The following is a 14,064-nucleotide window of genomic DNA, read 5'->3' as shown; positions in this document are numbered from 1 at the left end:
GGCATATTGGGTTTTACCCCCCTCGTACATTTTTTCGCTTGTGTTATCTTCGACAGGCGAATGTTCAAGGGGTGGGGTCCTGGCAATGATGAAGAAGCATCAAATTCTCCTAGACTCGGATGTCAATCGTATGTCGAGGGCCCTTGCCGGGTTGACGAGTTTTTGTTGATTTTTCAGGGGTTGATGGTTTTTTGTCACGTGGTTTGCGACGAAAATATCCCCCCTTCTGCCCGGCATCACGATCGCCGATGGCAGTCGTCGTTCGATGTTGCGGAAAACTCACAGGTGTCGTTGTTCCAATGTCCATAACCCACCTCCTCCGTGAAGTAGTAATTAAATGGAATGGGTACGATTCCTACTCTTATCATAATGTATCGGAAGAATTGTAAAAAAACCTAAGGGAAAGGTTCTTGACGAGTAGAGAACTCGACGATTTGGTTGAAATGTGACAGTTAGTTAAACCTTCAAGCCTATTTTTTGTCTAGCCGTTTCCAAAGAACATTTGCACTTATGGAAGTGTCGTCTCGTGCCGTGTTAGCTGGATTCATTCGGTAAGAAGTTATTTCGTTTTGCTAGAAATAGGTCTGTGGATTGTATGGTCGGTTCTTATGGCATGATGCCGGATATGTGAATTCAAGCCTTCACCCGTGACAGAACCTTCAATCGACCGTATAATCCGTACCATGAAGGGTCATGTCCTCCGAGCTCCCTCCGCATTGAATGATGATCTGCTGAAAAAGACACTTCAGGCAGACCTTCCGTTTTCCGCACAGTTTGTTGAATGTCACCCGTTAGCCGGTGATGCATCCAACCGCCGTTATTATCGACTGACTCTGGCAGAGGCCCCGGTCGACTCTCTCATTCTCATGCAATTGGCCGACCCGGAAGGGTTTAAGGCGTCGGAAGAAGCTGTGAGCGGATCAACTCAGGACCTAACCGAGCTTCCTTTTTTGAATGTCCTGACTTTTCTTCGATCACTCGATATTGTGGTTCCGGCTTTATACTACTTTGATGAGCTGGCTGGGTTATTGTACCTGGAGGATTTTGGCGATTTGACTTTGACTGAAGCCTGCTCAACAGCAGATCCGGCTAGGCGTGAACAGCTCTATGGTCAGGCGATAGATACCTTGGTGCAGATTCATCTTCGTGCCTCTTCTCATGAGCAATCCTCCTGTCTTGCCTTCGGACGGTCATTTGATGTTCCGTTGTTGATGTGGGAGTTTGAACATTTTCTGGAATATGGTGTCGAGGCTCGCCAGGGGAAGCCGTTGGGCGATGCTGCGGCTCGTCAGATACGTGATGTGTTTCAAACCATGGCTGAGTACCTCGTAGCGCAACCTCGAGTGTTTACGCATCGTGATTATCATTCACGCAATCTCATGGTTGATGGAGAACGATTGGGAGTGATTGACTTCCAGGATGCCTTGCTTGGGCCGGCGACCTATGATTTAGCGTCTTTGCTTCGAGATTCCTATATTGCACTTCCGGAACATCTGATTGACCAGATGATTGATCGCTATGTTCAGGGGATGTGCGCAGGAGTGGGGCGTGCCAAACAGGGTGAGTTGTTGCTCACAGATCCTGTCGCCTTTCGTCGACTATTCGACTACACAAGCATTCAACGTAATCTCAAGGCCGCAGGTCGGTTTGTCTATATTGATCGTGTGAAGCAGAACTCCAAATTTCTTGCAGATATCCCACGCACATTAGGATATGTGCAGAAGAATCTGACGAAATACCCTGAATTGCGTACTCTTTTGAGCCATCTCTCCCCTCATGTGCCGGAATGGCAATAACCGATCATAGCCAACGTTTATGAAAGCAATGATCCTTGCAGCAGGGTTGGGTACTCGGTTACGACCGTACACGAACACGCTGCCCAAACCGTTGTTGCCCGTTGGCGGAATTCCCCTCATTGTCTGGAACCTTTTCCTCCTTCGGCAGTATGGCATTGATGAGGTCATGATCAATCTCCATTACTTGGGACATATGATTCAGCAGGAGTTGGGTGGTGGAGCTCAATGGGGAATGCAGTTATCCTACTCACAAGAGCCAGTGATTCTTGGGACGGGTGGGGGGCTGAGGAAGGCCGAGGCCTTTTTTCAAGGAGAAGACTTTCTCGTATTGAATGGTGATACGCTGACTGAACTCGACCTCGGTGAAGTCCAGAGAGTTCATTCCGCCAGCCAGGCCCGAGCCACGATGGTATTACGAGATGATCCTCACGTCGAACAGTGGGGCGTTGTCGAAACATCGAACGATAATCATGTGTTAAGCATTAATGGACAAGGTCTACCTGATCACCATCATCCTTCCGAAATACTCAAGCGCATGTTTGCTGGAATCCATATCTTGAATCCTTGTATTTTGTCTCATTGTCCGGTTGGCCGCTCTTCATCCATTATCGATGCGTATGTCACAGAGCTACAAAGGGGAGCGACGATTATGGGGTATCTCCATTCCGGCTATTGGTCTGATATTGGGACTCCTCAACGTTACGAACAAGCTCAGCAAGATGTCGATGCCGGGCGTTTGTCCTTGGCTTCTCGCGCGGTTGGGTGATGCCTCGGGTAGATGTTTAGTCCTGAATCGTATAAGGTTTTAATGACGTATGCGAAAAATGAATCGATGGCACGTGTTTGAGGATAGTTCGAATAGGGGATTGACTTGGAATGGAACGCTCAGCCTATAGACAAGAATGACGTGAGTTATTTACCAGTGTAATATGAGTATTCAGATGCAGGTTTCTTCCTTAGATAAATATAAAGCAAGGCTTTCGCGGCTTCTTCAGGCGTTGGAGTCTCAGGATGTCCCATTAAATTCGTCACTAGAAGAATCCCTCACTCTGGCCTGTAATCAATTAGAATTGGTCTTAGAAAAGATCCCTCAATCATCAGAATCCGGCCAGAATTTGCCGTTCCATGAGCCAATCAATCTTCAAGCAAATGGCTCATCCCTGTCGTTTGCTCAACCCGTACAAGAGATCTTAAATTGTATTCCTGATAGCCATATTGTTACTTCCTCTGATGGCATCATTCACATGGCTAATCAACAGGCGGCTCGGCTGTTTCAGTTGACGCAACAACAGTTGCTTGGCCGTTCCTTGTCAAACATGATGAGTGAAGATAACTGGTCCAATCTTTTGCAACGTCTGCAAGCATTAAATGGCCATGTGCAAAATTGGCAAGGAGAGTTCCAGGTTTTTCCGTATTCGCAATCTCCCCGTTCTGTTGTTTGTACGCTATCAGCTCTTCGAGATACTGATGGACAATTGGTTGGTGCGCACTGGCTGCTCTGGGATGTGACCGAACATCGTCATGGGATCATCGCGCAAGAATTTTCTAATGAACTGATCCAATTACTCCTGTCAGGCATGACCGTCCGGCAAGCGTTATTCATTCTCTGTCGTCGCTTGGTTGAGACCTTTGGGTATCCATTAGTGTGGATTGGGACCAAGGAAGCTGAAGGTTCGATGTGTTCCTTTGCTCATGACGGTAATTCGTGTGTGACGTCCCTGCAACGGCTTGAACGATTAAATGATCCTGGTGAGCTGCTGAGTGTCGTGAATCAAGCGATCCAACAGAAGACCACTCAATTGCTGAAACGCGACGATACGAGTGACCTTCAAGGTGTGCAATGGCTTCGTACGCAGGGGTTTCATTCACAGATTGTTGTGCCATTGTCAATCGATGGGCGGGTGTTGGGAGTCTTAACGATCTGTTCTTATCATCCAGGTGAATTTGAGCCTAGCATCGTCAGTTGGTTGGAGCAACTTGGTTTGCATATCAGCAAAGCGATGTTTGTCTCCCAAAATTATGATCATTTGCGTCTTCAGGGTAAAGCGTTGAACTCTGCCGAGCATGCCGTCTGCATTACCAATCCAGCAGGACGTATTGAGTGGGTGAATGATGCGTATTGCCGCATGAGTGGCTACGAAGTCGCAGAAGTCATCGGGACGGTCCTTCCGTCCTCACAATCCAAACCGTTTCGATTGTTATTGAAACGGGCCGCAAAACAGGAATTGCCGGCACAATCGTGGAAGGTCGAATCGACCGCGACTCGAAAGAATGGCAGAGAGTATACGGTGGAAGAAGTCCTGACTCCGCTCTTGAATGAAGATGGACACGTGTCAAATATCGTCGCGATTCTTCAGGATATTACGAGCCGGAAAGAGGCCGAGACGCAAATCATTCATCGTGTCTATCATGATCCGCTTACGGATCTTCCGAACCGAGTGATGTTTCAGGACCGTCTTGAACAAGCCTTAGCTCAGGCCCGACGTCATCAACGACTACTTGCGGTGTTTTTTATTGACCTTGATTGTTTTAAGCGCGTCAATGATGAATATGGACATCGTGCGGGTGATCAGTTGTTAAAAACCGTCGCCGAACGATTGGCTCATTGTGTGCGTGCCACTGATACTGTTGCCCGCTTAAGTGGTGATGAATTTACCTTGATTCTACAAGACCTTGAACATGCCGATGACGCCCAGCATGTCGCACAGAAAATTTTAGATTGCGTCGTCGTCCCTATCTCCATTGATGATCACATGATCCAGGTCCGGACGAGTATCGGTATCGCACTGTTTCCAGTTGATGCGGTGGAGCCTGAAGATCTTCTGCGTCAAGCTGATCGAGCCATGTATAAAGCGAAGGAGCTTGGTGGGCAAGCATGGGCTTTTTCGTCTGGCGGTGCCCGGTCGTGTGTTCCTGATGTCTCATAGAACTTCCTGCCTCCTATCTCTCTACATCCGTTTCCAGCAACCATCCCTGAGCGATTACTAACCAGAATTCGTGTGTTTTCCTTAGGACGATATGTGGTGGTGTATCTTGAGTGCGTTGGAGAAATACCACTGATGTTGAATAAATGCTTCGACCCCATGGCCTTCATCTGATTTGATTCAGAAAGACTTTTTGGTCAGTATTCCTGCTCAAGACAGTATGCCGACGTTCATTCATCGTCGAGTTGCTCTGTGGTTATCTTTGTGTCAAACGAGATTGGAGTGACATTATGTTGTTGGCCTGCAAGTGTTTTTTGGGGAGGTCTCCCAAATTTTTGCGACCGTTGACCGAGTGATGAGTTTGTCGTCAGTTAGCCATGGTTAAAGGAGAATCCATTTGGAACAAGATAGAATTATCTTATCCATCTACTTGGTCTTGTAATTGCATGCATGGTAATTTGTGCGATTTTATTTGGTGCGAAACATCTCTTACCGATCCATTATGCGAAGAATAATGAAAGGAGCGTGACTGACATGAAGCAACTAGGCATGTACTACCGATCACTTGTAACCATTGTCATACTTCTTTCGATGATCTTGTTGGTAAGCGGGTGCAGTCACCGTTCAACTCATGCAACAGGCCATGGTCAAAAGGTCAAGAAGAACAATATGCAGGACGAAAATTCTGGGCGACTTTCCTCTCTTGATGAATTGTCACATGGGAATTCTGCTGGTGCCGGGGTTGATGGTTTCGAGTCGGGAGAAAAAACTCATAACCAATTTTCTCCATTAAACGAGTTATTCTCTCAAGAGTCGTTGGAAGAAGAGGATGCGGACATTAAACCGCTTTCACCAGCTGATCTTGCAAGACAATATTGGAATCAACGACGGCAAGCCGAGTTACTCTCCGACCGTTCAGGGCTCAATGATGTCTTTTTTGAATTAGATAGCTGGGAATTGACTGATGAAGCCAAGCGGGCCTTGATGAACAATGCTGAAATTTTACGATCAAATCCGACAAATGCTGTGACGATTGAAGGACATTGCGATGAGCGAGGTACTCGAGCCTACAATTATATTTTGGGGAAAAAGCGCGCCTTGCGAGTGCAGAAATATTTAACCAGCCTCGGGGTCTCGTCTTCACAATTGACGATCATGACGTATGGAAAAGATAATCCCTTGTGTCGTGGAGGTGCCGAGTCCTGCTTTCAGCAAAATCGACGTGCTCACTTTTTACTTGGGGTTAAGGTTGCCGATGCCAGGCCGTGGAATTCCGATAGGAATGAATGGATCGATTGAACCTCTGTCGCTTTAATATCATTGTACGGCTAGAGAAATGGTTTGTAGATTTGTGAATAATACTCAGAGGGCATGTTCGGCCGTATTGGTCATTGTTTCTTGTTTACTGAGCAGCGGATGCGTCGCTCAGCAGGCAGATGTGGTTCGCATCAAGCGTGATCTTGATGCCCGAATCACAAAGTTAGATAAGAGTAAAGTTGATCTGCAACAAGCAGTGGAGGATGCCAATCGGGCTCTTCAGGAAGCCAATGGAATTATTAAAACGCAGCGTGCCGAGATCCAGGAGCTGCTTGTGGCGCGTGCTGAAGTGATGGATCAAGTCACGACCATTAAAGATGGCGATTTATTTGAAGTGCGCGGAGCGATTGATCAAAGCGAACATCACCTGCAATCGATCACGAAGCAAGTGGATCAACTTGGCCAAGAGGTCGTGGAGTCTCGAGGAGAGGCTCAGGTGCGTGAAGAAAATTTACGTTCCGAGGTCGAACAATTAAAACAACAAATTCAACAGCAAAACGAAGTTCTGACTTCGCAAGCTCAAAAAGTTTCGGAGTTTCAGACCTCGTTTGTCGACTTTAAAGACGCGTTGGACACGGTTCGCCAAGCGCTTGTCGATCAGGAAGCCAAATTAGTCAAAGCCGATACGCAGATGGTCAGTTTAGCGAGCGATCAGCATGGCAATAACGAATTTGCGCAGGCAAATTGGCAGCAAATGAAGCAGAGTGTCGATAGTGTCGTGTCTGCATTCGAACAGGTGAGCCAAACCCTTGCCGATCGAGTTGATCAGCATGAACGAACACTAGCTCAGGTTGTTCAGAATCGATCACTGCCTGAGAATGTTTCTTCACGTCCTGAGCGTCCTGCAGCTCGTTCCAGCACCACAAGCTCAACTCCAACTCAAGATCTTCGGAAGTCACTTGCCAGTCTTTCACCTCCTCAACATGATGAAGTCGCTCTGGATCAACCCTCGGCCTCTGTGCAGGCACGAGATCGGCTCTTTGAGCAAAGCTCGACTCAAGCGTCACTAGCAATGCTGGATCGTTCAAAGGTTGCCCCGCGCCAATCGTTGCCTCGACAAGTTCAGCAGAACGCAACACCAACCGATCGTGAAGTGGCAATCTATCGGCAACACTATGAAAGATTGCAAGCCGGTGATTTGCCTGGAGCTTATCAGGGATTCCGCCAGTTTCTTCAGGAGTACCCTCGATCTTCCCTCGCCTCAAATGCTCAGTACTGGTTGGGTGAATGTTATTATGGACAACGGCAGTACGGCCAAGCTATTCGAGAGTTTGAACGGGTCATGAGCAGGTATCCGACGAGTGAAAAGGTGCCCGCCGCGTTATTGAAAATCGGGTATTCTCATTTAGGTCTTCATGATGACAAAGCCGCACGTTCAATGTTTCGTCAACTCGTCCGCACCTACCCCAAAAGTCGTGCCGCGTCGAAAGCCTATGCCAGACTGACTGAAGTGAATCGGCCTCGAAACGGAGCTTCCTGATTCACGGTTTCACCTCCTGAAAGTCAATAGAGAGACTTCCTCGTGTCTGTTTACATAGGTTTGCTCGTTGTTTCCTGTTTATCGTGTTTACTGTCTTCTCTAGTTGAATCATTCCATTTTTTACCTGCTTAAATTTTAACTCCAAGTGCAACACTTCCGGCCAAATTGGGCTAAGTTGTTGCCTTGAGCAAGAACACGTATACGCACGTGAGTTTCGAAGAACGTGAGACCTTGAGCCTGGGGCTCGCTCAAGACCAGTCCCTGCGCACCCTAGCCACCGTCTTGAGGCGAACGCCGAGAACGCTGAGTTGTGAGTGTGCCCGCAATACGCTGTCGGACCTTTCCTATCGAGCCTGTCCGGCCCAGACTCTGGCCACCGACCGAAGTCGGCAAGCTCGACGCCCACGGAAACTCCTGCAGTCTTGGCTGTGGCGGTATGTGCAACCCCAACTACGTCACGGCCATTTCCCCCGAACAGATTGCCGGTCGGCTCCCGCGGGAATATCCTACCGACATGGACAAACGGCTTTCGCCGGAGACGATCTATGCCAGCTTGTCTGTACTTCCCCGTGGCACGGTGCGCCGTGAACTGTTGGCCACGCTGCGCCAGGCTCACCAAACTCGTCGGCCTCGGGCGCGCGGACCAGATCGTCGAGGCCCAATGCCCAAGATGACGCTCATTTCTGAACGGCCCCCAGAAGTCGCCACTCGTATGGTCCCCGGGCACTGGGAAGGGGCTCTCATCAAGGGAGCCCGCAATGGCTCGGCTGTCGGCACCCTGGTGGAACGGACCTCGCGTTTGGTCATCTTGGCCCGCCTGGCAGGCACCGATGCCCAGAGTGCTTGTGACGGGTTTACGAAGAAACTCCGAATCATCCCCGCCGCGCTGCGCAAAACGTTGACGTATGATCGAGGCAAAGAAATGACGGAGCATGAGCAACTCGCGCAGCGCCTGCGTCTCCACGTATACTTTGCTGATCCGCATAGCCCGTGGCAACGCGGGACCAATGAGCACACGAATGGACTTTTGCGGCAGTAGCAGCCCAAGGGCACGGACTTGTCTCTCTAGACCCAACGAGATCTGAACACAATCGCGCGGCGGTTGAATCCGCGCCCGAGAAAAGGCCTGGCCTATGCCACGCCGCTTGAGGTCTTTACCCAATGCCGTCATGAGTCATCCGTTGCACTTGGACCTTGAAACCGCCCTGTTAAAAGATTTATCTCCTCATTCACGAAACTTGCTTCCCCCACTTTCTTCGTAACAACGTTATAACATAGAGAGTCTTTATCTCTCGTTATGTATTTCCGATCAAAGCCTGGAATTGATTGGCTACAATCTCCCAGGCAGCGCATGCTAGGTGTAAGGCGTTCAATAAGATCAAAGAACCCTGTCGAAGTCACCCTTCTTGTGAAAATGCGACTGTCACAGCCAAATTCTCAATCAATTTCAAAATGTAGAGTTCAAGACTTTCCATTTTGAACCGAAAAAGAATTGACCTCATAGGTGAAGAATGCGTCATTTTCAAGCTTTGATATAAGTGCAGTTTACTGCGTCATGTTTGTGTACTTGCAGCATTCTTGCTGGATATTGGAAGTAGATCGCTGTACAGGACAGTATCCGTGAATGGCATATTATTAGGGAAGGAAAAATACCATGAAAGAATTGAAACTCTTTATGAGCCTGGTGATGCTCATGCAGTTATTCCAACTCATCATGTCCAGTCATGCATTTGCGTATATTGATCCTGGTACAGGAAGCTATCTTTTTCAAATGTTAATGGCTGGTTTATTAGGCTCAATGTTTGCCCTGAAAATGATGTGGCGAAATATTCGGGTCTACTTTTCCAGGTTTTTCGCCCAGAGTGATTCCCAAAAACATGAGAACGATTGATACACCCGTTACGAGTTCCTTTCGAGACCCAAGTGGTTTTTTGTTCTTTCGTGAGGGTGCCCTCTATCGTCAAGTGAATAGAGTCTATCAAGACCACTATGATCAATTGATTCAATCTGGGCTGTATGATTCTCTTGTTAACGAGAATTTGCTGATTCCGCATCAGGATGTCTCTGATGAATTTTTCTTCGATTCTGACGCGTATAAAATTCTGAAACCAGAATCAATACCCTTCATCTCCTATCCATATGAGTGGTGTTTTTCTCAATTGAAACACGCTGCGCTTCTCACGCTTGAAATTCTACGTTGTGCGTTCCGGCATGGCATGATACTCAAGGATGCGAGTGCCTATAATATTCAATATTGGAAAGGTTCCCCTATTTTTATTGATAGCCTTTCTTTTGAATCATATACGCAAGGCCTTCCGTGGGTTGCATATGGACAGTTCTGCCAACACTTCCTCGCACCTCTTGCTCTCATGAGTTATCGGGATATTCGACTCAACCAATTCCTGCAAATTCATCTCGATGGCATTCCATTAGACTTAACGAGTTCCTTACTTCCATGGAGTTCACGGTTTCGCTTTGGGGTACTTTCGCATATTCATCTTCACGCTAACAGTCAGAAACGTTTTGCTTCTGCCAATATTGCAGATTGTTCCCGACCAGTGACTCGCAATGCCTTCTTAGGACTCATTGACAGTTTGTATTCTACGATTAATCAGTTGCAGTATCAGGAAGAGAAATCGTGTTGGTCTTCGTATTACGATGAGCATTCGTATGCAGGAAACGATATGACGGAAAAAATCGTATTGGTGGGGTGTATCTTAGATGAACTTAAGCCGGGGACCATGTGGGATCTCGGGGCCAATACGGGCCGTTTCAGTCAATTAGCCGCAGAAAAAGGTATTCATACCATTTCGTTTGAAAGTGATCCGCTTAGTTCAGAACAGCACTATCAAGCCTGTGTTCAACGAGGGGAAAAGATAATATTGCCATTGATGATGGACTTGGCAAACCCCAGTTCTGCAATTGGATGGGCTCATCACGAACGTCAATCTTTTGTCGAGCGAGGACCCGCCGATGTGATCTTGGCGTTGGCACTGATTCATCACCTGGCGATAGCCAATAATGTCCCATTTGAAAAAATTGCTGAACTCTTGAGCAACCTGTGTGAAACGCTCATCATTGAGTTTGTTCCAAAGGACGATTCTCAAGTGAGGCGATTGCTTTCGAGTCGTCGCGACATTTTTCATGGCTATACGAAGAGTCAGTTTGAAGAATCTTTTCAGAGATTCTTTCATATTGAACAATCAATACCGATTGGTCACTCTCTACGACTGTTGTACGTCATGCGAAAATTGTAATCGATCGTGAAACGCCAATTTATTTTCTATCCCCTTGCCATTGCGATTTGGATTGTGCTTGGAGCGTATGTACCTCATTTGAAGTTTGGGGAGGTACAAATAGAAGATATCTCTCGAGCATTATTCCTCATTCCGGCTTCTGCATTATTGTCTTGGTTTTTTTTAGGGTTTGTGCTGAGAAACTGGACGTTGGGCGCACTATTTGTGTGGGTCAGTTTGCTCCTGCTGTTTACCTACAAAGCTCAGAGTGAGTTTGTCTGGGAACATCTTCCCATGGTGAGAAATTCATATATCGGGTTCATCCCGCTTTTGCTTTGGATTTCGGCCTGTTTGGCGGTGTATCGTCTCAAAGATTGTTCCGAGCAGGCGACAAAAATTTTGAACATTACTGGAGGATGCCTCCTCGTCATTCCTGTATTCGGGATGTTTGAGTATTCTTCTGATGCATTGTCGACGTCTTATGATTTGACTCACGTGTCCCCGACGCAACCGCTGTTGCTTGATAATGTGTCCCAAGATGAGAGCCATGTCTCATTCCCTAATATTGTGTATATCATACTTGATGGATATGCGAGGAATGATGTTTTGCAAGAGCGGTACGATTTTGATAATTCGAAGTTTTTAGCAGACCTCACGAACAGTGGGTTTTATGTCGCAGAGCAGAGTCGCGCGAATTATGCTCAAACAACGCTTTCTCTCGCTTCCTCCTTGAACTTTCAATATCTTGATGACATCTCTACGCAATGGGGAAAAGAAACATCAAACCGACGACCTTTAAGAGACCTGATTCATCAGAATAAATTAGTGGAAATGTTAAAAGGTTTTGGATATAAAACGATAGCATTTTCATCAGGCATATCATTTACTGAATTGCGAGAGACGGATTCCTACATTGTTCCAGCTGGGACATTGAATGAGTGGGAAAGTTTTTTCCTCTTACAATCTCCTATTCCTCAAGTCATGAAGACCGTGTTTGGTCATTCTCTCTATGACGTCCACAAAACGCGTTTGCAGTATCTGTTTGAGAATTTGCCAAAAGTAAAGAAAACGTCTCAACCTCAGTTTATTTTTGCTCATTTTGTCACGCCTCATCCTCCATTCGTGTTAGGACATCAGGATGTGGAATGGCAACACGAACACTCTTTTTCATTTAGGGATGGGAGCGAATATCGATATTACTATCATGTCAGTAGCGAAGAGTATCGGGCTCGTTACATTGAACAATTGAATGCGCTTAATGAATACATAAAAACGGTATTGCTGAAGATCCTTTCAGAGGCCGACCGACCCACAGTAATTATTTTGCAGTCCGATCATGGCCCTGGAGCTGACTTGGATTGGGAAGATGTGGAGAAGACATCATTGAAAGAACGTATGTCGATTCTCAATGCGTATCATATTCCCAATAATGAGCCTATTGGCTTGTACCCTGATGTGACTCCGGTCAATACATTTCGAATTATCCTGAATCATTATTTTAATACGGGACTACCGCTTCTCCAAGATGAGAGTTATTTTTCGACGATGGACCGCCCCTATGATTTTCTCAAGGTGACCGAGAAGATGTAATGAAAAGAAGGGTAGCAGCATTGTGAAGTTAGCGGCAGAGTCTAGTGAACAGTCTATTCGGAGCATTGTTCTACATCCTATTTTGTTCGCGTTGTTTCCCATCATCTTTCTTTTTTTTCATAACTATGGTCAGGTAACCATCAAACAATTGGTGCTTCCGCTAGAGTTCACTGTATTGCTCTTGATAGGCATTTGGCTTTTATTGGGGGTCCTTCTTAGGGGCGTTGTGAAGTCCGGTCTCGCTGTGTCGCTCTTTTTTTTACTTTTTTTTTCGTTTGGTCATGCGCTTGAACTCTTGCCAAATAACGTCTCCTTATTTAACCGCTATGTTTTGTTATTGATTCTTTGGCCATCTCTGTTTCTCTGCTGGGTTTGGTGGATCAAACGGACGGCACAAGATCTCACTTTCCTATCCCATGCTGGCAATGTTATTGGGCTAATTTTTATCAGTATGTCGATAATTCCTGGTGATCTCCTTGCTGCAGTAATGAGGCAGAGCCCTGAAGTATCTTTTTCATCATCTAAATTAACGCTTGAGGCTAATAAGGTTCAGGGACCATCCAGGCTTCCTGATATTTACTACATCATGATTGATGGCTATACCAGACAGGATATTCTTCAAGAGGTGTTTAACTACGACAACCATGAATTTCTCAATTTTTTACGACAAAATAATTTTTATGTTTCTGATAGAGCGCATGCGAACTATTGCCAAACTTGGTTGTCATTAACGGCTTCACTAAATTTGAATTATGTCGATCAATTGCTTGACATTGAGTCTATTGTATCTCATGACCGCACTCCCTTACGTGACATGATTCAGAATAACTGGGTGGTAGATTTTTTGAAGTCATATGCATACACGTTTGTCTCTTTTGACTCTGGAATGGATTTTACTGATATGGCAAAGGCTGACATCGTACTTCCTCGTAAACCTGTGGTAGACGAATTCCTTGGTACTTTACTACGGTATACGCCATTGTTGGGAATATTCTATGTGACTCAGCAACTTGCTGATGCTCAACATATGCCAATACCCTCGTTGGCTTATCAGGCCCATCGAGAGCGTATCGAGTATGCGTTGAATACGTTGCCCACTCTTACAAAGTTGAAATCGCCACTTTTTGCATTTGCTCATGTGTTGGCTCCTCACCCACCGTTTGTCTTTGGGGAAAATGGGGAGCCAATCGATCCGGAAAGAGAGTACGAAACAGTTGATGGGACTCATTATTACGAAAAAGGTGGGACAAGGGAGGAATATTTAAAGAATTATCCGAGGCAGATTCACTATCTCAACAAGAAACTTGCAATGACTATTCGAGAAATCTTACATCGTTCCCCAGAGGACCCAGTCATCATACTTCAGGCTGATCATGGGTCTCGAATGCAACTAGATTGGGGTAGCGCAAGGAACACAAATTTCAATGAAGCGTATTCGATTTTTAGTGCACTTTATCTGCCTGGGATGACATTTCGTCCTGCGTATAATGATATTTCTCCGGTTAATACGTTTCGCCTGGTATTCAATGCCTACTTTGGCACGGATTTCAAGATCCTTAAGAATAAGAGCTACTATTCAACATGGGAGAACCCATACAAGTTTATTGACATCACAGAGCAAGTCAATTTTTCAGAAAATTGAACATCTACACGTCAAAGATTTTTGGTTTAAGTATCCGAGATAGCTTACGAAGTTTTTAAAAGTATTCTCTTCATGACCA

Annotated in this window: 10 protein-coding genes and 1 pseudogene; 10 read left to right on the top strand and 1 reads right to left on the bottom strand. The window is 46.2% G+C overall.

What is annotated here, in order from left to right:
* Nucleotides 1-109: 109 nt before the first annotated feature.
* On the bottom strand, nucleotides 110-307 hold the full coding sequence (locus ACWQXP_RS12470; RefSeq protein WP_454063200.1) for a hypothetical protein: 198 nt from the start codon (nucleotides 305-307) through the stop codon (nucleotides 110-112).
* 376 nt (nucleotides 308-683) lie between these two features.
* Here ACWQXP_RS12470 and ACWQXP_RS12465 point away from each other — a divergent pair, with 376 nt between their 5' ends.
* From ACWQXP_RS12465 to ACWQXP_RS12420, 10 genes and pseudogenes are all read left to right on the top strand, one after another.
* Entirely contained in the window at nucleotides 684-1,796 is a 1,113-nt protein-coding gene (locus ACWQXP_RS12465; RefSeq protein WP_454063199.1) for an aminoglycoside phosphotransferase family protein, read from the top strand.
* Nucleotides 1,797-1,815: 19 nt separating this feature from the next.
* On the top strand, nucleotides 1,816-2,562 hold the full coding sequence (locus ACWQXP_RS12460; RefSeq protein WP_454063198.1) for a nucleotidyltransferase family protein: 747 nt from the start codon (nucleotides 1,816-1,818) through the stop codon (nucleotides 2,560-2,562).
* A gap of 163 nt (nucleotides 2,563-2,725) precedes the next feature.
* On the top strand, nucleotides 2,726-4,723 hold the full coding sequence (locus ACWQXP_RS12455; protein WP_454063197.1) for a diguanylate cyclase domain-containing protein: 1,998 nt from the start codon (nucleotides 2,726-2,728) through the stop codon (nucleotides 4,721-4,723).
* A gap of 531 nt (nucleotides 4,724-5,254) precedes the next feature.
* Complete coding sequence (locus tag ACWQXP_RS12450; RefSeq protein WP_454063196.1) at nucleotides 5,255-6,019, top strand: OmpA family protein; 765 nt, start codon at nucleotides 5,255-5,257, stop codon at nucleotides 6,017-6,019.
* Nucleotides 6,020-6,071: 52 nt separating this feature from the next.
* A complete protein-coding gene (gene ybgF / locus ACWQXP_RS12445; RefSeq protein WP_454063195.1) occupies nucleotides 6,072-7,517 on the top strand; it encodes a tol-pal system protein YbgF in 1,446 nt (481 codons plus the stop codon).
* A gap of 183 nt (nucleotides 7,518-7,700) precedes the next feature.
* Nucleotides 7,701-8,715 (top strand): annotated as a pseudogene (locus ACWQXP_RS12440) (IS30 family transposase).
* A 456-nt stretch (nucleotides 8,716-9,171) separates the two neighbouring features.
* Nucleotides 9,172-9,408, top strand: coding sequence for a hypothetical protein (locus ACWQXP_RS12435; RefSeq protein ID WP_454063194.1), 237 nt, complete (start codon nucleotides 9,172-9,174; stop codon nucleotides 9,406-9,408).
* Entirely contained in the window at nucleotides 9,395-10,774 is a 1,380-nt protein-coding gene (locus ACWQXP_RS12430; protein ID WP_454063193.1) for an SAM-dependent methyltransferase, read from the top strand. The genes ACWQXP_RS12435 and ACWQXP_RS12430 overlap by 14 nt, the downstream gene beginning before the upstream one ends.
* Before the next feature lie 6 nt (nucleotides 10,775-10,780).
* Entirely contained in the window at nucleotides 10,781-12,343 is a 1,563-nt protein-coding gene (locus tag ACWQXP_RS12425) for a sulfatase-like hydrolase/transferase (RefSeq protein WP_454063192.1), read from the top strand.
* Between the two features lie 226 nt (nucleotides 12,344-12,569).
* Nucleotides 12,570-13,985 carry a hypothetical protein gene (locus ACWQXP_RS12420; RefSeq protein ID WP_454063191.1) on the top strand — a complete coding sequence of 472 codons (1,416 nt, stop codon included), beginning with the start codon at nucleotides 12,570-12,572 and terminating at the stop codon, nucleotides 13,983-13,985.
* Nucleotides 13,986-14,064: the final 79 nt, after the last annotated feature.

This window comes from Candidatus Nitrospira salsa (assembly GCF_965152625.1).
This window is presented reverse-complemented; position numbering and strand designations above follow the sequence as displayed.